Source organism: Rheinheimera aquimaris, assembly GCF_020531985.1.
Lineage (GTDB): Bacteria > Pseudomonadota > Gammaproteobacteria > Enterobacterales > Alteromonadaceae > Alishewanella > Alishewanella aquimaris.
Window position 1 is genome coordinate 85,260 of sequence record NZ_JAJAVQ010000004.1, and the last position, 21,580, is coordinate 106,839.

General features: G+C 50.7%; 20 protein-coding genes. 12 read left to right on the forward strand and 8 right to left on the reverse strand.

The window, feature by feature from the left end; translation table 11 throughout:
• Positions 1–216: 216 nt before the first annotated feature.
• The 3 genes from LHL18_RS12920 to LHL18_RS12930 are packed head-to-tail and all read left to right on the forward strand — an operon-like array spanning position 217 to position 3,051.
• Entirely contained in the window at positions 217–1,029 is an 813-nt protein-coding gene (locus tag LHL18_RS12920; protein WP_226767377.1) for a MipA/OmpV family protein, read from the forward strand.
• The gene (locus LHL18_RS12925) at positions 1,029–1,715 is read left to right on the forward strand and encodes a response regulator transcription factor (RefSeq protein WP_226767378.1); all 687 of its coding nucleotides are present in this window, start codon (positions 1,029–1,031) and stop codon (positions 1,713–1,715) included. The genes LHL18_RS12920 and LHL18_RS12925 overlap by 1 nt, the downstream gene beginning before the upstream one ends.
• On the forward strand, positions 1,684–3,051 hold the full coding sequence (locus tag LHL18_RS12930) for a sensor histidine kinase (protein WP_226767379.1): 1,368 nt from the start codon (positions 1,684–1,686) through the stop codon (positions 3,049–3,051). Before LHL18_RS12925 ends, LHL18_RS12930 begins: the two co-directional genes overlap by 32 nt.
• Positions 3,052–3,098: 47 nt before the next feature.
• Here the strand turns inward: LHL18_RS12930 and LHL18_RS12935 are convergent, their stop codons facing one another.
• From LHL18_RS12935 to LHL18_RS12950, 4 genes are all read right to left on the reverse strand, one after another.
• Positions 3,099–4,064, reverse strand: coding sequence for a GGDEF domain-containing protein (locus tag LHL18_RS12935; RefSeq protein ID WP_226767380.1), 966 nt, complete (start codon positions 4,062–4,064; stop codon positions 3,099–3,101).
• 126 nt (positions 4,065–4,190) lie between these two features.
• Positions 4,191–6,149 (reverse strand): metallophosphoesterase family protein, encoded by a 1,959-nt coding sequence (locus LHL18_RS12940; protein ID WP_226767381.1) that lies wholly within the window; start codon positions 6,147–6,149, stop codon positions 4,191–4,193.
• Positions 6,150–6,156: 7 nt separating this feature from the next.
• Positions 6,157–7,512: a glutathione-disulfide reductase gene (gene gorA, locus LHL18_RS12945; RefSeq protein ID WP_226767382.1), complete on the reverse strand. Its 1,356-nt coding sequence runs from the start codon at positions 7,510–7,512 to the stop codon at positions 6,157–6,159.
• 108 nt (positions 7,513–7,620) lie between these two features.
• Positions 7,621–8,196, reverse strand: a complete 576-nt coding sequence (locus tag LHL18_RS12950) for a hypothetical protein (RefSeq protein ID WP_226767383.1) — start codon at positions 8,194–8,196, stop codon at positions 7,621–7,623.
• A 161-nt stretch (positions 8,197–8,357) separates the two neighbouring features.
• On the opposite strand from LHL18_RS12950, the gene prlC reads away from it, so the two are divergent.
• From prlC to LHL18_RS12975, 5 genes are all read left to right on the forward strand, one after another.
• Positions 8,358–10,406, forward strand: coding sequence for an oligopeptidase A (prlC, locus tag LHL18_RS12955; RefSeq protein WP_226767384.1), 2,049 nt, complete (start codon positions 8,358–8,360; stop codon positions 10,404–10,406).
• Positions 10,407–10,487: 81 nt separating this feature from the next.
• Positions 10,488–10,982 carry a hypothetical protein gene (locus LHL18_RS12960; protein WP_226767385.1) on the forward strand — a complete coding sequence of 165 codons (495 nt, stop codon included), beginning with the start codon at positions 10,488–10,490 and terminating at the stop codon, positions 10,980–10,982.
• Between the two features lie 91 nt (positions 10,983–11,073).
• Positions 11,074–11,775 (forward strand): DNA-3-methyladenine glycosylase I, encoded by a 702-nt coding sequence (locus LHL18_RS12965; protein ID WP_226767386.1) that lies wholly within the window; start codon positions 11,074–11,076, stop codon positions 11,773–11,775.
• Entirely contained in the window at positions 11,775–12,524 is a 750-nt protein-coding gene (locus LHL18_RS12970; protein WP_226767387.1) for a class I SAM-dependent methyltransferase, read from the forward strand. Before LHL18_RS12965 ends, LHL18_RS12970 begins: the two co-directional genes overlap by 1 nt.
• Positions 12,525–12,592: 68 nt before the next feature.
• Positions 12,593–13,066, forward strand: a complete 474-nt coding sequence (locus tag LHL18_RS12975) for a peroxiredoxin (protein ID WP_134057805.1) — start codon at positions 12,593–12,595, stop codon at positions 13,064–13,066.
• 3 nt (positions 13,067–13,069) lie between these two features.
• Here the strand turns inward: LHL18_RS12975 and gmhB are convergent, their stop codons facing one another.
• The 4 genes from gmhB to LHL18_RS12995 are packed head-to-tail and all read right to left on the reverse strand — an operon-like array spanning position 13,070 to position 16,742.
• Entirely contained in the window at positions 13,070–13,627 is a 558-nt protein-coding gene (gene gmhB, locus LHL18_RS12980) for a D-glycero-beta-D-manno-heptose 1,7-bisphosphate 7-phosphatase (protein ID WP_226767388.1), read from the reverse strand.
• Positions 13,624–14,700: a glycosyltransferase family 9 protein gene (locus LHL18_RS12985; RefSeq protein WP_226767389.1), complete on the reverse strand. Its 1,077-nt coding sequence runs from the start codon at positions 14,698–14,700 to the stop codon at positions 13,624–13,626. The genes gmhB and LHL18_RS12985 overlap by 4 nt, the downstream gene beginning before the upstream one ends.
• Entirely contained in the window at positions 14,701–16,161 is a 1,461-nt protein-coding gene (hldE, locus tag LHL18_RS12990; protein ID WP_226767390.1) for a bifunctional D-glycero-beta-D-manno-heptose-7-phosphate kinase/D-glycero-beta-D-manno-heptose 1-phosphate adenylyltransferase HldE, read from the reverse strand.
• Entirely contained in the window at positions 16,161–16,742 is a 582-nt protein-coding gene (locus LHL18_RS12995) for a D-sedoheptulose-7-phosphate isomerase (RefSeq protein WP_226767391.1), read from the reverse strand. Before LHL18_RS12995 ends, hldE begins: the two co-directional genes overlap by 1 nt.
• A gap of 207 nt (positions 16,743–16,949) precedes the next feature.
• Here LHL18_RS12995 and LHL18_RS13000 point away from each other — a divergent pair, with 207 nt between their 5' ends.
• The 4 genes from LHL18_RS13000 (at position 16,950) to waaA (ending at position 21,572) form a co-directional block, all read left to right on the forward strand.
• A complete protein-coding gene (locus LHL18_RS13000; RefSeq protein WP_226767392.1) occupies positions 16,950–17,891 on the forward strand; it encodes a DUF6492 family protein in 942 nt (313 codons plus the stop codon).
• A 97-nt stretch (positions 17,892–17,988) separates the two neighbouring features.
• A complete protein-coding gene (locus LHL18_RS13005) occupies positions 17,989–18,771 on the forward strand; it encodes a glycosyltransferase family 25 protein (RefSeq protein WP_226767393.1) in 783 nt (260 codons plus the stop codon).
• Between the two features lie 2 nt (positions 18,772–18,773).
• A complete protein-coding gene (locus LHL18_RS13010) occupies positions 18,774–19,556 on the forward strand; it encodes a glycosyltransferase family 2 protein (RefSeq protein WP_226767394.1) in 783 nt (260 codons plus the stop codon).
• Positions 19,557–19,559: 3 nt separating this feature from the next.
• Entirely contained in the window at positions 19,560–21,572 is a 2,013-nt protein-coding gene (gene waaA / locus LHL18_RS13015; protein WP_226767395.1) for a lipid IV(A) 3-deoxy-D-manno-octulosonic acid transferase, read from the forward strand.
• Positions 21,573–21,580 lie beyond the last annotated feature (8 nt).

The following is a 21,580-nucleotide window of genomic DNA, read 5'->3' on the forward strand; positions in this document are numbered from 1 at the left end:
GTTCTGCTTCCTTAATCTGGTTGTTGCCTCAGGCGGTTGAAGGGGTGTGAAGTTGGGATATATGCCTGAAACCTGCGTTACTGTCCGGTAGTTTGCCTTTCCGCAAACTTACTGGCGGAAAAACAGTAAAAAAATGTATTGGTAAGTTTTAGGTAAGTCTGGCAGCGGATGATGAGGATACTTTTTGCTCACTTTTCATCTGACAGGAACTTATCTATGCACTCAATTATCTCAAGCTTGTTCTGGAAGCCTCAGTTGCCAAAACGCACAGCGGTGTTATTAGTTGCCGGTTTTAGTTTGGTACCGTTAACGGTTACTGCCCAGCAAGCAGATGACAATGCGTCGTCATGGGGACTAGGCCTGGCGGTGATGACCAGTCAGAAGCCGTATAAGGGAATTGATCGCGATAACAAAGTATTGCCGATACTGAGTTACGAGAACCGCTATGTCCGTTTAAGTGGCCCTGAGCTGGCGTTTAAGTTACCAGGCTACCGTTTTAGCGAGTCAAACCGGTTAAACTTCAGTGTAATTACCAAGTATGACTTTACGGATTACGAGCAAAGTGATGCACCTGTACTGAATGGCATGCGGGACCGTGACGGTGGCTTCTGGGCCGGGTTTAAGGCAGAGTGGCAAAATGATCTGGCAGATATCAGCGGCGAGATCCTGACTGAAGTTGCTGGCGACAGTGAAGGCCATATATTGAATTTTGGTGTTGAGAGAACCTGGCATTTTGCGAAACAGTATATGTTTACACCACGGGTTGTGGTGAGTTTACTGGATAAGAAATATGTCGATTACTACTACGGCGTTACAACTGAAGAAGTAACCGCAGACCGGTCTTATTATAAAGGTGAGGCAGGTGTGAATGTCGAAATGGGAGTACGGGTCGGTTATATGTTTAAGCAAAAGCATTTTATATTCTTTGATGCCAGTGTGACGAGTCTGGCAACAGAAATAAAAGACAGTCCCCTGGTTGACCGCTCTACAGAGAACCGGGTGTTTCTTGGTTATATCTACAACTTCTGATGAATCGTATTTTGCTACTTGAAGATCATGAACGCTTAGCCCGGCTAATTTGTGAGGGGCTGGCACCTGCCGGCATAGTCGCAGATGTGTTTAGCCGGATAGAGCATGCACTGGTGGCGTTGCAGCAAGTACCTTATCAGGCATTGGTGATTGATCGTGGTGTACCGGATGGCGATGGCTTATCGCTGCTACGACGGCTGCGCGATGCAGGCAATACTATACCCTGCCTGGTACTGACTGCTCGCACTGCATTGAATGACCGCGTTGAAGGTCTGGACGCCGGCGCTGATGATTATCTGGCCAAACCTTTTGCCATGGAAGAAATGGTGGCGCGGGTGCGGGCGCTGCTGCGTCGTCCGGCTGAGGTACGTTCACTTGATCCACAGTGCGGCGATTTAATCTTGCGCCCGTCAGACAGCCTTATGTGCTGCAACGACAACTGCGAGACGCTGGCGCAGGCAGAGCTGCAAATTATGTTGTTACTGGTACGCAGATGCAATGAATCAGTACGGCACGGCGCTTTGGAGGCGGCAGGCTGGGGCTTCAGCGACGCGGTGACGCCCAATGCACTGGATGTGGCATTACACCGGTTACGGCGTAAACTGCGGGCTATTGGTTCGAAGCAGCAGATAGTGAATATCAGAGGTGTGGGCTATGCGCTTCGTGACAATGCATCTTTTCAATAGTTTGCGACTGCAGGTATTACTGTCGTATCTCGGCGGCATGGTCCTGAGTGTAATATTGCTGATGTTGGCTACCATGATGGTGTTGCAAGATAATACACTTGCCAGAATGGACCTGGCCGATGCGGTCGCCGGAATAGCTGATGATATCAGGTACGACGACAATGGCACGCCGATTGGCTTTGCTGCAAAAGTAGAGGACGTGACATGGCTGTTTGACAGCGTTTCGCATGAAACGGCTTACCGGATACTGGATGAGGCAGGTAACGTGGTGTTGCAATCGGGTACCGGCAAGTCTGTCTGGCCAGAGAACGAAGCATCGCTCAATCTGACGCGTGGCCGGTTTGATTTTGAGTATGATGGAATTACTATGCATGGTGCAACGGAGCCCGTTATACACAATGGTAAAATCTGGTATTTGCAGCTTACCGCCAGCACAAGGTTTATGGAGCTTATGCACCGCCATATTGCACTGCCGCTGGTGGGGGCGGGTGTTACGCTGTTTAGCGTAGTGTTGCTGCTCGCTTTTGGTCTGTTCGCTTATATTACGCTGCGCTATACCCTAAGGCCGCTAAAAGATATATCTCAATCTGCGTCCACTATCTCTCCATATTCTTTGGATGTTCGTTTGCCAGTTAAAGGTGTACCTACCGAGCTTACACCGTTGGTAAACAGTTTTAATCAGGCGCTTGAGCGGCTTGAGTATGGTTATCGTGTGCAGCAAGAGTTTTTGGCTACTGCGGCGCATGAGCTAAAAACTCCACTGGCATTAATCCGTGCCCAACTTGAGTTGATGCCAGACACAGAACAGCGTAACTGGCTGCTACACGATGTGCGTTATATGTCGCGTCAGGTGCAGCAATTATTATTGCTGGCAGAGGCCAGTGAACGGCTGAACTACAAATTTATAAAGGTTGATGTAACTGAAATTGCTGCTGAAGTAGTTGCCTATTTGCAGCGCATGGCGGACAACGAGCAAGTGAAACTGCGTTTAGAGCGGCATATTGCAAGCCTTATATTGCAGGCCGATAAGGGGGCTTTATTTACATTACTGAAAAACCTGCTTGAGAACGCCATACAACATTCGCCTGCCGGCTCAGTCGTTTCAGTCGATGTATTTTCAGACAGCATTGTTGTACGTGATCATGGGCCAGGCGTGAATGACGCTCAGCTGCTGCAGTTGTTTAAGCGCTTCTGGCGTTCCGAACAAAGACGGGATAGTGGTGCCGGTCTGGGGCTGACTATTTGCCGCGAAATTGCACTGGCGCACGAGTGGTCGCTTATCGCGAGTAAAATGGAACCAGGATTACAGTTTCGCTTGTCCTTTTCTCTGGATTAGCAACGTTTACATTGTCAATTTTCAGCAGAGCTGCATTTAGCCGTTTGTCAGGTGCCCACCACACAATTACGGCCTTTTGACTTTGCCTGATACAAAGCTTCATCTGCCCGCTGGATCAGGCTGTTAAGATTATCAGCAGGTTGGCATTGCGCTATGCCAATACTGGCGGTGCAGGCGGGTACTGAAGGGGCTTGCACTGTATGTTGCTCCAGCACCAGACGGATACGCTCTGCCAGCTCGTAAGCATCATTGAGCTTGGTGTCAGGTAAGACAATAAGGAACTCCTCACCGCCTATGCGGCCGATAAAGTCGGTTTTTCGTAAAAAAATGCTAAAACTGTCGGCTGCTGTTTTCAGTGTGGTGTCGCCGACCTGATGACCAAAGTTATCATTAATACTCTTAAAGTGATCCAGATCCAGCATCATAATACTGAGTGGTGTACTCTGTCGGCTTACCCGCGCTATTTCAACCTCGAGGATACGCATAATTTCACGCCGGCTAAGTAAGCCCGTCAGCTCGTCTGTTGTTGCCATTTGTTCCAACTGTGCGGTGCGTTTACGTACTTCCGCTTCCAGATGTTGGTTAGCTTCTGCCAGTTTTCTTTCTGCTTTTACCAGTTCAGCTATAGTTACCTGCATTTGACGTTTACCCGGCAAACTGATGGCCTCGGGCAGCAGGCGCCACAGCATAATGGCGGTCATAATGGAGATCACACCGGTCAGGCTTTTAACAATACCGTGAATATAATAGTAACCATGCCATACATTGATAATGCCCAGCAGATGCGTTGCGCCGCAAAAAAAGATAAAGCCTGCAAACATCAGAAACATACTGCCAAAACGTAAGTCATCGCGGGCACGTACCAGTCGGACCAAAGCGGCTGGTATCAGCATATAAGCAATAAACGTCAGTGCGTCACCGCCGACATGTAGCATCAGTAAGTCTGGCCGCCATAGCAGGCAGTGGCCATGTGGCATAAAATTGCCGTTAAATAAGTCGGTTAGAATAGCCATTGTTCAGTCCCTGTAAGCAGCTGCTGATACTGAGCTTAGCCAAAAAGCTGAACAATGTAGTAACAACCGAAACAAAAGATGTACAGATGGCAGATCTAAGGGCGGTGAGCGGGTCGGCAGACCGCTTCATTCCCAGCGGGCTTCGCCTTCGCTGATATTGAATTCGATTGCCTCGCCACTTGCGGTTAGCTGCATAACCTTTTTCGGTGAACCATCTGCATTTAGCTCAACCAGGCCAACACCTGAACGATTAAGCAAGCGCTCACCGGCCTTGGCGTTATCGGGTTTATGCGGCACAATTTTCATCCGTCGCCGCTTGGTAAACCAGTTTAGTGGTGACCGTGGTGAATATAGCCAGCGGTTTAGCCGGTCGAGCACATCCAGTAAGCGCGGCGGAAACTGGTTTTTTAAGCCGCTGCTGGTTATCTGCCAGATATCCGGCCCTTGTTGCTTTGCGCGCAGGTTAACTTCATAGACGAAGGAGTAATGTACATCACCGGATAAAATAACAAAGTTCTTCGGTGTTTTCGGGTGGCGAAAAATATTGATAAGGGCATAGGCGGTGCCGCGGTGCGCCATCCAGTTTTCAGCATCGACCAGCAGTGGTTTGCCGAAAAAGGTAAACACTTTCTGAATACCTTCAATCAACTTGACGCCGAAAACCGGCGCCGGCGCAATCAGCACCACTGCATCATGACCAATAAGATCTTGTTGTAATTCGGTAATGGCTTCCCAATCGAGCAAACCAGAGGGTTTACTAATTGACACCTCTGAGCGCCAGCGCCGGGTGCGTGTATCCAGTACCAGCAGCGGCGGTTCGGTTGGCCACTGATAGTGCCATTGTTCAAACTTCAGCAAGCGGGTTATAAACTGCTGATGCAGATCTGAGCCACTTTGTTGCAGGGCTTGTTCGGCGTTATCCAACATGGCGTTGTCGAAGGTTGCGGGGGTATTACCCCAAGCCTGACACAGCAGATAGCTTATCAGCGCATTACCGATAATGCGCCGTGAGAAATCGTGGCTGTAAGCCGTTTGCTCCCATTCTGCCGTCAGATTCCAGTCGTCGGTCACATCGTGATCGTCGAATATCATTGCGCTGGGTAAGTGCGCCAGTACGCGTCGCACTTTGCCAAGCCCGCTGGCGAACTGCCGAATGATCTGCTGATGTTCGTCATAGGTTTGGCTTTGCTCGTCAGTCAGCTCGTTCGCTATTTCCGCCTCTAGCTGTGTCGCATCGTCCAGCCAGCCCGCCGGCGACCATACCAGCAGGTACATACCCAGCATTTCAGCCAGGCTCATCAAATGGTTGCGGGCGTTATCCGAGGTGAAAACCGGCTTTTTTGCACCTTTGAAGATCTGCGTAATAACAGCCTGGCTGCCTTCAGTTTTCGGCAACAGGGTGTCGCGGCGGTAGTAATAAGGTTTGCTGCTGTGCAGTTCTGAAGCCTTTGATACTGCCGAGCAGGGTAAGCTTTCGTCATTAAAATCGAGTCGTTCTACCAAACGGTGTATGGCTCTTAACATCGGTGCTGCGACATCATCAGCATAAATCTGGTCGCCGGTTAACATTAATAGTGCCGGCCACTGCTCTATTTTATGTTGCTGCAGATATAAATCTGCCGCCAGCAAGCCGTCATCACTGGGATAATGCGGCTTACGGCAGGAACCATGTAACAACCGTTGCAGTTTGGGTAGGAGTATAAAACAAGGATAGCGGTGACCGGGGTACACCAGATCCGGCGCCCAGTGCTGCCAGTCCTGCCAGTTATTCTTGGCATCTGCTGCGGCCAGCTTAAGGTCGTAGTCAATACGGCAGCCAAGCGGCAGCGGGTCGGTAACAGGGATATGGATCAACTGCAAAAAAAGCTTACCGGCACAGCGGACACTGCGACAGTGCTGGCGCATTTGTCCACTGTCATAATCACGCTGAGCCTTGCCTTCCGGCATAAGCGTTAACTGTAATTGTACCGGCTCGCTGGTTGCCAGCCACAGTGTGATGCTGTCAGGCGTAACCGCACGTAGTATCGGCCCTGCCAGCACCAGTGGCAGGCTATTAGTTTGCGTTGTTGCTTTTGCAGTTGCCACAGGGCTTTTAACGCATCGTCACAAATTCTTCTGCACTGGTGGGGTGCAGGGCAACGGTATTATCAAAGTCGGCCTTAGTTGCCCCCATTTTTATTGCGACAGCAAAACCCTGTAGTACTTCGTCCATACCTTCACCAATACCATGCAGGCCAACGACTTTTTCATCCGCCCCGGCGCACACCAGTTTAAAGCGGCTAAGCGCCCGGTGTTCGGTCACGGCGTTATACATAGCGGCAAAGCCGGAACGATATACTTTTACCGCTTCGTCACCGTATTTTTGCCGTGCTTCATGCTCTGTTAGGCCAATAGTACCGATTGGCGGATGGCTGAATACCACTGTTGGGATCAGGCTGTAATCCATATGGGCATCGGCAAGTTCCGGGTTAAACAGGCGCTCTGCCAGCAAGCGGCCGGCTTTCACCGCGACAGGTGTCAGCTGTGCTTCACCGGTAATGTCACCGACGGCATAAATGCCTTTTACATTGGTGTTCTGGTATTTGTCGGTACGGATGTAACCATCTGCATCGGTTTTTACACCGGCAGCAGCCAAACCCAGCTTGTCAGTGGCAGGCTCTCTGCCTATTGCCCAAATCAGGCAGTCAACATTGGTAAATTGTATGCCGTTATCCAGATTGACAGTCAGGATACCATCACTGACTTTTTCAACACTGGCGACATTGCTGTGTGTATGCAGTCGCAGCTTATCCTGTGTCATCCTTTCAAGCAGCATATCAGTAATGTCTTGATCAAAATTTCTAAGCGGCCGGTCTTTACGCACCAGCAGATGGGTTTCAGTACCCAAAGCGTGTAATACACCGGCAATTTCCACTGCGATATAACCGGCACCTATTACCAGTGCTTTTTTCGGCTGTTTGGACAGCGCAAAGAAGCCATCAGAATCTATACCATGTTCGCTGCCCGGAATATCCGGTCGTGACGGCCGGCCGCCGGTGGCGATGGTAATATGATCAGCTGTTATATGCTCACCGTTTACCTCAACCGTATGCGGATCAATAAAGCGGGCAAAACCTTCAATGTAAGTGACATTATTGTTGGCAAAGCCTTTTTGATAGCTGGCGTGAATACGCTGAATATAGGCTTCGCGGTTTTTTACCAGGGTAGCCCAGTCAAAGTTGTTCTGTGTAATATCAAAGCCATAGTCGGGGCTGTATTTCAGTGCTTCTGCAATATGCGCACCGTACCACATTACTTTTTTTGGCACACAACCGACGTTCACGCAGGTGCCACCTACTACGTTTGCTTCCACTACCGCGGCTTTGGCTCCGCGCATAGCGGCACGGTTGGCACTGGCAATGCCGCCGCTGCCGGCGCCGATAGATAAGTAATCAAAATGACGGGTCATAATACAGTTCCTGAGAAGATACTGTACTGTGTTATAGGGGTTAGGTAGGGGTTTTACAAGCCCGGGGCAACGCCGCCGGGCTAATGCTGCAGAATATCGGCTTTAGAATTATAACTTCTTCAAATCGATAGCATTGGCAAGCTTTAACATGGTGCTCTGCGCTGCGTTATCACCACTTAACGTGATCATCGCACCTCCAGGGGTAACAAACTGAATTTCCAACTGGTCGCCGTCTACTTTCTGTACCGCCTGAATACCCTGGATCTTCGTCAGCTTACCGCCAGACATGGCGATCATCGATGGATTACTTAACATCATGGAAAACGCCTGTAACATCGGCGAGTCCATCATCAGCTGCATTTCAATGCGCTGCTCATCATTGTAATAAACCCGCGACGCGGTGATACCGCCGCCAAACATTGCAGCGCCGGCCACTTCGCTGCTGGCTTCATCGGCTTCCCAGCCTGAAGGGGCATCAGGGAAGGCACTTTTTACCTGCTCACCTTTTTCCTGCCGGATCAGGGTGCTGGCATAATCCAGTTGCGCTATCGCTTGAGACAATTCGCCAGCTTTGTAGTGTTTGGTTGCAGCAGCGATAGCTTCGTTAATTTCGGCATCGCTGGCGCTTACACTGAGGCTTGCACATAACAGGCTGATAAAAATGGATTTTTGCAACATTTTCATTTAACTTCATTCCTTTGATTAACAAATTCTGCACAGTATAGCTAAGTGATGGCGGCACTGCCAATAGGCTTGTCAGCCGCGGCCTGCTGACGCCGGATTGATATTGAACGGGATCGCCCCAACATCATCTGCATTATTGCGCTAAACAGCTAAGGTTTATTATGTCTGCCACTGAAAACATCCTGTTGTCCTTTACCGGGTTACCTCCTTTTTCCAAGATCCAGCCTGAACAGGTAAAACCTGCAGTCGAGCAGGCGATAGCACAGGCGCGCGCCGCTGTAGAGCGTGCGGTAGAATTGCCGCAGGTAAGCTGGGCGACATTGATTGAACAGCTGGAGCAAGATGCTGAGCGTCTGGGTAAGCTGTGGTCGCCGGTGTCACATATGAATTCTGTCGTCAATACGCCGCAGCTGCGCGAGGCTTACGAGAGCTGCTTGCCGCTATTGTCAGAATACAGCACCTGGCTTGGGCAGCATGAAGGTTTGTATCAGAAATACCAGCAGCTGGCGCAAAGCGCAGAATACAGCGGCTTAACGGCGGCGCAGCAAAAAGTGATTCAAAACGCATTACGTGACTTTAAGCTGTCGGGTATTGGTTTATCGACCGAGAAAAAGCAGCGCTACGGGGAAATACAAAGCCGCTTATCCGAGCTGAGTTCTACCTTCGCCAATAATACGCTTGATGCGACGCAGGCCTGGTTTAAACATATCACCGATGAAGCTGAATTAGCGGGGCTGCCACAAGATGCCAGGCTGGCTGCGGCGGAAGAAGCCAAAAGCCGTGACCTGAGCGGTTGGGTATTTACGTTAGAGTTTCCAAGCTATATCGCCATCATGACATACGCAGACAAACGCGAGCTGCGCGAAGCAATGTACAGTGCCTATTGCACCCGGGCATCTGATCAGGGGCCGACAGCCGGTCAGTTTGATAACAGTGCTATTATCGAAGAAACGCTGGCGCTTAAACACGAACTGGCGCAATTGCTGGATTTTAATAACGCAGCTGAAGAGTCACTGGCTACCAAGATGGCGCAAAGCCCGGCACAGGTGCTGGATTTCCTGCACGATCTAGCCCGGCGTGCCAAGCCGCAGGCGCAGCAAGACTTGGCCGAGTTAACCCAGTTTGCTCAAAGCGAGTATAAGGTGGCTGAGCTGGCAGCCTGGGATGTGACTTACTATGCCGAAAAGCTGAAGCAGGCAAAATATGCCATTTCGGATGAGCAGCTACGACCTTACTTCCCGGAGCATAAAGTGGTAGCGGGCTTGTTTACCGTACTGCATAAGCTGTTTGGTGTCAGTGTACAACAGCGCGATGGCGTTGATGTCTGGCACAGTGATGTGAAGTTTTACGATATTTTTGACAGCAGTGGTGAGCTGCGCGGCAGCTTTTATCTCGATTTATATGCCAGAGCGAAAAAGCGCGGTGGTGCCTGGATGGACGACTGTCAGGGCCGGCGCATTCTTGCCGATGGCAGTGTACAAACGCCGGTAGCTTACCTAACCTGTAATTTTAATAAGCCGGTGGGTGGAAAACCCGCGCTGTTTACCCATGATGAAGTGGTAACGCTGTTCCATGAATTTGGTCATGGTATTCACCATATGCTGACTAAAGTCGACGCCGCCGCAGTAGCTGGCATTAATGGTGTGGCCTGGGATGCGGTGGAGCTGCCGAGCCAATTTCTGGAAAACTGGTGCTGGCAAAGTGAAGCACTGGCTATCATCTCTGGCCACTATGAAACCGGCGAGCCGCTGCTGCAGGATTTGCTGGACAAAATGCTGGCCGCGAAAAACTTTCAGTCGGCAATGTTTCTGGTGCGTCAGCTGGAGTTTGCCTTATTTGATTTTCGCCTGCATGCCGAGTATGACCCGGGCCAGGGGGGCCGCGTGCAGCAAATGCTGGATGAAGTACGCAGTGAGGTGTCGGTGATTATTCCGCCACGTTTTAACCGTTTTCAGCATGGCTTTAGCCATATTTTTGCCGGGGGTTATGCGGCAGGCTATTACAGTTATTTATGGGCCGAAGTGCTGTCGGCAGATGCTTTTGGCCGGTTTGAGGAAGAGGGCATTTTTAACGCCGATACCGGGCGCGACTTTTTACGCTGGATTTTAGAGCGTGGCGGCAGCGCCGAGCCAATGGAGCTGTTTAAAGGTTTCCGTGGCCGTGAGCCAAGTAACGAAGCATTACTGCGGCATATGGGCATTGCCAGTTGAGTAGCAGAATAGTGAATTAACAATTCATTGCCAATTCACTATTGCTCTGCCAAGCTGAATGTCGGACAGGAAGGAGACACTATGCGCACCAAGTTATTGATACTTATTATGACGCTGGCTGTGGCGGGTTGTCAGCAGGGCCAGGCAGCAAACGGCTCAAATGCTGAGCGCTTGCCACCAGAGCCGTTGGTAGAACCGATTGACCCACAAACCAACCCGGTTGCAGCGGTAAAAGCGAGGAAACAGCAAATGGCAGATCAAGCAAGCTTACCGGTCATGCGGGCAGAAATAATGGCGCTGATTGGTGAACCCGAAGCCGACAATGTTCAGCAGTGTAAGGTGGTTGGCTTTGGTAGTAAGCCCTGTGGCGGCCCCTCAAGTTATATTGCGCTCTCAACGAAAAAGGGTGATGAAAGCCAGATAATGGCCCTGATCAGTAAATACAACGCTGCGGTGAAATCAGAAAACGACCGCTTGGGTCTGATGTCTGACTGCGCTGTGGTGCCTAAACCCGCAGTGGTACTGGAAAATGGCGTTTGTACGTTAAAAGGCACAGGTGAGGCGCCGGCGTTTTAAGCGCTTTTACCTTGGTAACACAGCAGAACTGGCATTGATATAGGGGCAGCAGTTACACTGTTGCCCTTATTTTTGAGAGATGGATAACCTGGTGCAAACTGCTGAATCTTTCCAACAAATTTATCAGCGTGCCTGTGATCGCAAAGGCGGCGCTACGGCACTGGAAGCGCTGCTTGGGCAAAGTGCAACTGCTGCTGATATTGCCGCGATACCCGATAACCTGCTGCTTGGTGAACTGACGAAAAAAGTGTTTCAGTCCGGCTTTGTCTGGCGGGTCGTCCGGCAAAAGTGGCCGGGCTTTTGCGAAGTGTTTTTTGATTTTGATATCGAAAAAATGCTGCTGATGAGCGATGAAATGCTTGAAGCCAAAGCGCGTGATGAGCGTATTATCCGAAATGCAGCCAAGGTGTTTACCATTCGTCACAATGCCATGATGATTGACGATATTGCCCGAAAACACGGCAGTTTTGCCCGCTTTCTGGCCGACTGGCCTGTCAGTGACATTACCGGTTTGTGGGCGTATCTGAAAAAACATGGCGCCCGTCTTGGCGGCAATACCGGCCCCTATGCACTTAGGGCTATAGGCAAAGATACTTTTATTCTTAGCGACGATGTTGAAGCTTACCTGCGCGCAACTAACGTATTTGACGGTGGTGTCAGCAGCAAACGTAGTCTGCAGCAGATACAGCAGCAGTTTAACCTGTGGCAACAGCAATCTGGCCGTAGTATGCAGCAGCTAAGTCAGATTATTGCGCTAAGTGTTGGTGAAAATGTGGTGGGGATGCAGCGTTAATGGCGTTTAGCATTTTACAAAGCCTGGAGCTTGATCGCAGCTATGCCGACAGCCTGAAGCAGCAGTTTGGCCTGACCTTGACCGAAAATGCCAACGGCTGGCATCTTGCCTGGCAGCATGGTGCTTTAGTGCTGCGCCATTCAGAGTTACCGAAGCAGGGCGATATTGTCGTCGATTTTGCCGGTGGTGCTGCCAGTTACCGCCGCCAGCACGGTGGTGGTAAAAGTGAGGCCATTGCTAAAGCCTGTGGCTTACAGAAAAAACGCGACGTTACTGTACTCGACGCTACTGCCGGGCTTGGCCGCGATGCGTTTGTGCTGGCAAGCCTTGGCGCGAGCGTGACACTGGTTGAACGTAACCCGGCCGTTGCGGCACTGTTGTACGATGGTTTGCGCCGTGGTGCGCAAACAGCAGAACTCAGTTGGTTACCAGAGCGTATGCAGCTACTGCACTGCAGCGCGCTGCAGGCGCTTACCACACATGCAGCAGTCGATGTGGTGTATCTGGACCCAATGTTTCCACCGCGGGACAAAACTGCCCTGGTGAAAAAAGAAATGCGCGCTTTCCATGATGTGGTTGGCAGCGACATTGATGCCGATGCGCTGTTGGTACCCGCGCTGCAGCTGGCGCAAAAGCGGGTCGTGGTAAAACGGCCAGGTTATGCTGAATATTTAGCGGGTGTTAAACCCACAATGGAAGTCGGTGGGAAGAATAATCGTTTTGATGTGTATATTAATGCAGCAATGTAATGCTATTTTGTCAGCAACTTATTTAACATTAATGATTTAACCTACGCTTAGCTAACAGGGGAGCAACCATGATTAAAACAGGCGATAAATTACCGGAAGTCAGTTTTTCTCAACTGACGAAAGAAGGCGTAATGAACCCGACCACCAGCCAGATCTTTGCCAATAAAAAAGTTGTGCTATTTGCCGTGCCGGGTGCATTTACACCAACCTGTTCTGCTGCGCATTTACCCGGCTATATTACGCTGGCCGATCAGATTAAAGCCAAAGGTGTCGATGCCATTGTTTGTACAGCGGTTAACGATGCGTTTGTCATGAGTGCCTGGGCGAAAAGTCAGAACGCAGAGGAAATCGTCTTTCTAGCTGACGGCGGCGCAGCGTTTCATAAAGCTATAGGCCTGACGATGGAAACCGGTGATTTTGGTGGCCTGCGTTCACAGCGTTATGCCATGATTGTCGAAAATGGCGTGGTGACACTGCTGAACGTTGAAGCACCAAAAACCTTTGAAGTCAGCAAAGCCGAAGTGATCCTGGCGGCGCTGTAAGCGTTATACCTGGGTTAACGCCGCTTTTATCGAAGGCCAGATCTCATCTGCACTGGCCTTATCTGCGTCGCTCAGGCTCTGGCCTGACAGTACCAGCACTTTACGGCCAACGCCGGCGGCTTTAGCGGCTTGCATGTCGGCTTTTTTATCACCCAGCATCAGGCTTTGTTTAGCATCAATGCCATATTTCTCAATGCCCTGCAGTAACATGCCGGGCGCTGGCTTGCGGCAATTGCACTCAAGCTGGTACGGAGGCTGCGCATTAACCGGGTGGTGCGGGCAAAAGAATACATCAGTTATATCGACACCGTTTGCGGCAAACTGCTGCTTCATCCAATCGGTCAGCTGCCAGAACTGTGCTTCACTGTAATAGCCTCGGCCAATACCCGATTGGTTCGTCACCACAATCAGCAAATAACCTTGCTGCTGCAGGTGACGGCAGGCGGCAAAGACGCCGTCAATAAACTCGAATTGCTCTGCAGTGCTGACATAGCCGTGATCAACATTAATTACGCCATCACGGTCTAAAAACGCGGCTTTAACTAACGGGGTATGGTTCATAACTGTTGCTCCGCAACCACTTTATCAAACATGGCTGTTACAGCGGCGACACTTATCTGCTGCATGATATCGGCGCCTTTTACCCGGGTGCCCCATTTTAGCTGATCTGCTGTTTTACCGTATTGCTGCAACAACGATTTATGATACACCTCGACCACATACTGGCGGAATAAATAGGGCCCGGTGCGGTCGGGGTTGCTGTGGCCGTACAGACCGATAACCGGTGTTCCTTCCGCAACGGCCATATGGGCAGGGCCGGTATCTGGTGCAAGCACCAGGTGGGTATGTTTTAACAATGCCTGCAGTTGCTTTAAGCTGGTTTTGCCGGTCAAGTCCGTTATCGGCTGTTTGGCCTGCGCTATTATTGCCTGGCTTAAATTACGCTCCAACTCGGTTGGGCCGCCGCATAACAGCACCGCGAAGCCTTGTTCAGTAGCATAATCTGCCAACGCGGCGTAGCGCTCCGGCAGCCAGTTGCGTTCGGCTTTCGAGGCTGCCGGGCTAATGATAAGGGTTCTGTTGTTGCCGGTGGCAGCCAGCTGCGCTTTGGCCCACTGCTCATCGGCGTTGCTAATCGGTAACTGCCATGACGGTGTTTGGCCGAGGGTTTGCTCAGTGACACCAATAGCCTTAGCAAACTGGCGAAACCCATCCAGCACATGGCTGCGAGGTGCCGGTTCAATACGATGGCGCATAAAAAGCGCATGCAGCTCTTTAGCGGTATGCCAGTCAAAACCAATTTTTTTGCCGGCGTTAATGCACAGAGACGCTACGTTAGCGCGAAAAGCGACCTGCATATGCAGCAATACATCAAAGTAATCGTGCTTAAGCGCTTGTTTCAACTGGCTGTAGGCTGCTTTGCCCTGTTTTTTGTCAAATACAACAAAGCGCACGCCGGGCAGTCCTGCCAGCAGCACAGCCTCTACCTTACCGATAACCCAGGTGATTTGTGCCTTTGGGTATTGTCGCTGAATAGCCTGTACCACAGACACTGCATTACACACATCACCAATTGCCGACAGGCGTAAAATACAAATTGATGTCAGACCTGCCGGGTTCCACTGCTTAACCACTTATTGCTTTCCCTGCAGATCCTGAATTTTACGGATAACTTTGCTGGTTGAACGGCCATCAACAAAGGTTAATACCTGTACCTCACCGCCATTAGCGATAACGACATCGGCGCCGACGATAGTATCCAGGCTGTAATCGCCGCCTTTGACCAGTACATCAGGCAAAATAGTGCTGATAAGCTGAAGCGGGGTGTCGTTTTCGCTTGAGTCATCGCCAAAAGGTACTACCCAGTCGACGCTGGCCAGACTGGCCAGCACTGTGGCCCGGTCTTCCAGTGAATTAATGGGCCGCTGCTCGCCTTTTAACCGGCGCACTGACGCATCTGAATTCAAGCCAACGACTAAACGGTCGCCCTGCGCTTTTGCCTGCGTTAGATAACGCACATGGCCGGCATGTAAAATATCAAAACAGCCGTTGGTAAACACAATACGCTCGCCGCTCTGGCGCGCAAAACGGATATGCTGTAGCACTTTGTCAAACGGCGTCTGGTAGAAGTCGCCCCGACGGAATAAATCTTTATTCAGTTTGGCGGCCAGCTCTTCCGGTGAAACCGTTGCGGCGCCGACTTTACCCACTACTATGCCAGCCGCCAGATTCGCCAGTTGTGTTGCATCGCGCAGCGACATACCGGCACTTAACATCACCGCCAACGTGGCAATAACGGTATCACCGGCACCTGTTACATCGCTTACTTCGAGCACCTGCGCCGGGAAGTGAAAATACTCATCGGCAGTGATAAGGCTCATGCCCTGCTCACTGCGGGTTAGCAAAATAGAGGCTAAATCGGCGTCGCGCATTAATTGCCGGGCGGAACTTAGCATGTCTTCGACCGAACCGGTTTTACCGCCTGCTGCTCTGAATTCATCTAAGTTAGGTGTAATAATATCGGCACCGGCATAAACCGATAAATCGTTTTGTTTCGGGTCGACCAATACGGTTTTACCGGCCGCTTTTGCCAGTTTAATCATGCCGGCAATATGCTGCAGCGAGCCTTTGTTGTAATCGCTGAACACTATCACATCATATTGGTGGTAAACGGCAGCAAAGTGCTCAGCCAGGCGCTTCGCATCTTCTGCACTGAAGGTTTCTTCCTGATCCAGCCTGACTATTTGCTGCTGGCGTGATACGACGCGGATTTTTGCAATAGTCGGTTTATGCTGCTGGCTAACCAGTTCTGAATGGATTTGCTCACCAGCTAACAGTTGCTGTAACGAGGTGCCTGCGCTGTCGTCGCCAATAATACCTAATAAGCCAGCTTTGCCATCCAGATGGGCGATGTTACGCGCTACGTTAGCCGCGCCGCCTGCTTTGTCTTCTATTTTGCTGATCTTCACCACCGGTACCGGTGCTTCAGGTGAAATACGTTGCGAGTCGCCGTTATAGTAGCGATCCAACATGACGTCACCGACCACCAGCACAGCGGCTGAAGACAAGTTTTGCAGCAGACTAAGATCAATCATCAGTTATTCCCTACGATAGCCAGATCCAGTGCTTCACATAACCAATGGCCGATAAACATATGCACTTCCTGAATACGGGCGGTCTCATCGTTTTTCACAATAATAGGCAGTTTGGCAATATCTTTTACCAGACCACCATCACGGCCGGTTAATGCTACTGTGTAAGCGCCAAGCTCATTGGCTGCTTGCAGCGCCAGATTAATATTCGGGCTTTTGCCGGACGTTGTCAGGCCAATCACCACATCCTGCGGCCTTACCAGACCACGGACCTGACGTTCAAATACGCTGTCGAAGTGATAGTCATTGGCATGCGCGGTCAGAATAGAGGTATCGGTCGTTAACGCTATTGATGCCAGTGGGCCGCGCTCTGCTTTGTAGCGCACCATAAACTCGGCCGCCAGATGCTGGCTGTCGGCAGCGCTGCCACCGTTACCCATCCACACCACTTTGCCGCCCTGCGCCAGACATTGTTGTACGGCGGCAAGTAGTTGCATCGCTTCATCGAGATAGGCCTCTACTGTGGCAAAAGCGTCGCGATGGCGTTTTAAACTATCCAGAAAACTTTGGGTCATATTTGGCATATCAAGCTCAAGTCGGTGCACGGATGAGCTTATTTTAACGGATCTTGCTTATTGCAAAAGAAGTTTTTACTCGCGCGCTGTGCTTCGGTTAAGCTATTGCACCTTTTTATGCCGGTTTGTGCTGTTATACATCCCTATAATGTTGCAGTGCATCATTAAAACCAGAACGAATCTGATAAGACCCTGTTTGAATAACAAGGAGTGTTTATGGCAATCAGTGCTGTGCTGCCGCTTAAAGCCTGCGGCAGTTATGATGTAAACGATTTGAAGCGTGCGCATATTCTGTTCACGTCACTTAGCACCTTTATGGCACCTGGCCTTATCAGTGAATTGTTTATTGTGGTGCCCGAGCAGGAAGTTGAACTGGTTAAACAGGAGTACGCCCGCTGGCAGGCGCTGAACATCATAGTACTATCAGAAGATGAATTACTGCCTGAGTTTAAGCGTTATCCGAAGATGCGGGGTTGGCGTAAGCAGCAACTGGTCAAAATTGCTATCGCCGATAAGGTGGCGAATGAGTTTTACCTGACGCTGGATGCGGATGTGGTATGTTTAAAACCACTTACTGAACAGCAGCTTATTGTTGATGGTAAGGCGTTGTTGCAGTACGAATTACGCGCGCAGCATCCGAAATGGTGGCGCTCTTCCGCCCGGCTGTTGGGGATAAGCCCGGATATCGGCCCTGAGGGCATCGGTATGACGGTCACGCCGGCACTGATGTCCAGAACGATCAGCCAGCAGCTGATGCAGCAGTTAACGCCAAAAGCCGCCAATCAGAACTGGGTGGATATGTTGTGCTCGTTACATAACCCGTCAGATCCACGGAACTGGTGGATTGGCCGTTACCTGAAACTAAAATGGACCGAATATTCGCTGTATTATCTGTGCGCATTAAAGCTGGATATGCTGCATAAATTTCATGTAATTGCCGGTACCGAAACAGTACCTCAGCTACTGCTGATCCATGACTCACACCCGTACGAGCACTGGCAGGTAGCCGACAGCTTTGCCGCAGAAAACCCCGGCTTATTCTGTGTGGTGGGTAGTAAAACCCGCTTACCGCCAAAACAGGTGTTTGAGCGCCTGTCACCGTTTATTCAGCGGCAGCCGGACCCTTCATTACCGTTAGTGTTTGAGCAGGCGCATTAAGTTGTCAGCCAGATAACGACAGCATAGAAGCCGCCTAGGTAAAATAGCGTTTGTTAGGTAAAATGACGCGACATTAAAACGTAAAATGGAAAACATAATGGCACAACAGTTTAGCTTTCCTGTCTGGCTGATTAATCTGGATTCGAACCCGGAACGTTATAAATCTGCTGCTGAGCAGCTGGACAAGCTGGGGTTTCAGGCTGAGCGCTTTAGTGCCATTTACGGCAAAAACTTGTCGGAACAGGCCATTAACGCTTGTTACGATAGCAAACTGAACCGGGAAAAGTTTCGCCGCCCGTTGTCTGCCGGCGAGATTGGCTGCTACTTAAGCCACAGAACCCTGTGGCAGCGTATGGTGGATGAACAGATCCCGCTGGCGCTGATTCTGGAAGATGATATCGATCTGGAAGCTGAATTTGTTACGGTATTGCAGAAAATCAGCCAGTTAGATAACTGGGATATGATTAAGCTGGCCGATGATCGCGATGGTAAAGGCGAGCAAAAATTGGCGCTCGGCGATGGCTATGAACTGGTGAATTTTGCCAAAGTACCAAACTGTACCACTGGCTATGCGTTAACGCTGCAAGGCGCTAAAAAGCTGCTCAGCCGGCCACGGTTTTTCCGGCCTGTTGATGTCGATCTGCAGTTTTACCCTGAGCTGGGGCTGTCAGTGTATTCTATTTTGCCTTACCGGCTTTGGTCTGCTAGTCGTTTTGAAAGCGAAATTGATAAAATGAGTGGCGGTAGCCGCAAAGGTGGCACTTCTTTCTGGCGCAATCTGATTTACCGTCTGCAATTGCGGGCTGTGCGCAAAAAGCATCTGTCTGGTGATCTCTCGTCAGTGCAATACAAAGCTCAATCAGCAACAGAAAAGGTATAAGTATGCGCAGCCGTAAAATCTCCTGTTTTGTCATCTGTTGTAACGAGGAAGACCGGATAGAGGCTTGTTTGCAGTCTCTGACAGGCTGGGTAGATCAGCTGATCGTCGTAGACTCAGGCAGTATAGATAACACCGTTGCAATTGCTGAGCGCTACGCTGACAAAGTGTACCAGACTGACTGGCCGGGGTTTGGTCCGCAGCGTAACCGGGCGTTGGCCTGGTGCGAGCATGACTGGGTACTGAGTATTGATGCTGATGAAATACTGACACCAGAGCTAAAGCTGGAGGTTGACCGGGTGCTGTCAGAACCTGAGCTTGATGCCAACTTTATTAAAATGCCATGGCATACTTATTTTTTCGGTAAGTTACTCAAGCGTGGCCGCTATTCCACGCCTCAGGGCAAGCTGTTCTTAAAAACCGGTGCCAGCTTTAAAGACCGTCAGGTGCATGAGACACTTTTGCTGCCTAATGAAAAGGTCAGAGTGCTGAAATCGGCCATTATTCACCACAGCTGGCGCAGCTATCAGCATTGTCAGGAAAAGCATATCAAATATGCCTGTCTTGGCGCCGAAGACAAGTTTGCCCGCGGCAAAAAAGCCGGGTTGGCTTATGCTATTCTGCGGTTTTTTACCGATTTTCTGCAGCAATACGTGTTGCGGCTGGGTTTTCTGGATGGTTGGCGTGGCTTGTTGATGGCGATTGTGCTTGGACAGTATGCGTTTCATAAGTATGCGGCGCTGGCGACCATGGTGGCGGATGCTAAAGCCAATAAAGTCAGTAGCTAAACTGTGATATTTCTGCTTTTAAGGATATTGTACAGCACGCTGTTGCTAGTGCTGACACCGCTACTGCTGCTGTATCTGCTGCTACGGTCGCGTAAAGACAAAGCCTACCGTCTGCGGTTTGCCGAGCGCTTTGCCGTCTGGTTGCCAGCCGTAAGTGCCAGAGGTGGCATAGTGGTGCATACGGTATCGGTCGGCGAATTTAATGCCGCCAAACCGCTGATTAAGCATCTGCTGCAGCAATACCCGCAATTACCGCTGACATTAACCTGCACGACACCCACAGCGTCTGACGCTGTTGTAAAGTTTCAACACGAACAGCAACAGCTGGGCCGGCAACTGACGCACTGCTATCTGCCATTTGATTACCCTATGCTGATGCGGCGCTGGTTAAAAAGACTGCAGCCGCAATTGCTGTTAATTCTGGAAACAGAGTTATGGCCAAATCTACTGGCAAACTGCAAAGCATTGGCGATACCGACGCTGGTGGTCAATGCCCGGTTGTCTGCCCGCTCGGCCAAAGGCTACCGGCGTTTTAGCGCGCTGACCAAACCTATGCTGCAACAGATCAGCCAAATTCTGACGCAGGATACCGCCAGTGCCAAGCGGTTTCGTGCTTTGGGCGCTAATAATGTTGCTGTCGCCGGTAATATTAAATTTGAACTGGATATTCCTGTTGGCAGTCGGCAACTGGCGCAAGCTTTGCAGCCGGTTGTTGACGGACGTGTTGTGTGGGTAGCAGGCAGTACTCATGCCGGAGAGGATGAACTGTTAATTCAGTCTTACCAGACGCTGAAAACGCAATTTCCCCAGCTGTTACTGATTCTGGTGCCGCGTCACCCCGAGCGTTTTGATGCGGTAGCCCAATTACTGACGCAACACAAGCTTACTTTTGTGCGCCGCAGCAGTGGGGCATTGCCCGATGCGACAACCGCAATATGGCTGGCAGACTCGATGGGTGAGCTATTAAGCTGGTATCAGCTGGCCAGTTTTGTCTTTATCGGTGGCAGCCTGATAGAGCGTGGCGGCCATAATCCTTTGGAAGCTATGGCCTTTGGCAAGGCGGTACTGGCCGGGCCGCATGTATTTAACTTTCAGCAGGTATTTAACCAGCTTGGCAAGCAGCAGGCTTATATCGCCGTGTCTGACGCTGCCAGCCTGGCCGCAGCTATTCAACAACTTATACAACAACCTGAATTCGCGCAGCAGTTGGGTGACAAAGGCCTGAGTCTGTATCACAAGCAACAGGGGGCGATAGCCCGTATCATGCTGCAGGCAGAAGCTTTACTGCCACTGGCGCAGATGGACATTGCCAGGTTCGCTGGCAGCACGGCCTGGTTTGATCCGGCGTTTTTCCCACAGTTTGAGCCTGGCTATTTTGAACCGGCGTTCTGGCAGCAGCAAGGCTTGGTGACTGGCCATTCCAGTGGCCGCAACACCGTTTGGTTTATTCAGCACCAGGGCAAACAAATGGTGCTTCGGCACTATTATCGCGGTGGCCTTGTCGGCAAACTGAACAAGGATATCTTCTGGCCCGAGCCGTTGTTGTTAAGCCGCGCGATGGCAGAGTTCAGGCTGTTGTGTCAGATGTGGCGCTGGGGTTTACCTGTTCCCCGGCCTTGTGCTGCGCATTATCAGCGGCGTAACTTTGGCTACAGTGCAGATATTCTGATTGAGCGCATAGACGGGGCAATAGATTTAGCCCAGCTGTTACTGCAGCAAGCACTAACGTCGGAGCAGTGGCAACAGGTTGGCGGCATGATTGCGCGTTTTCACCGCCACGGCGTATTTCATTCTGATCTGAACTGCCACAATATTCTGCTCGCAGCAGATGGCCAGTTCTGGTTAATTGACTTTGACAAATGTGATGTTCGCCCCTCTGGCAGCTGGCAGCAGCAGAACCTGGAGCGGTTGCTGCGTTCACTTGAGAAAGAGCGTCGCCTGCATGGCGGTTTTCAGTGGCAACCTGAACAATGGCAAGCGTTGTTGCAGGGGTATCAGCAGCAATTTAACGGCTAAATTTTGCT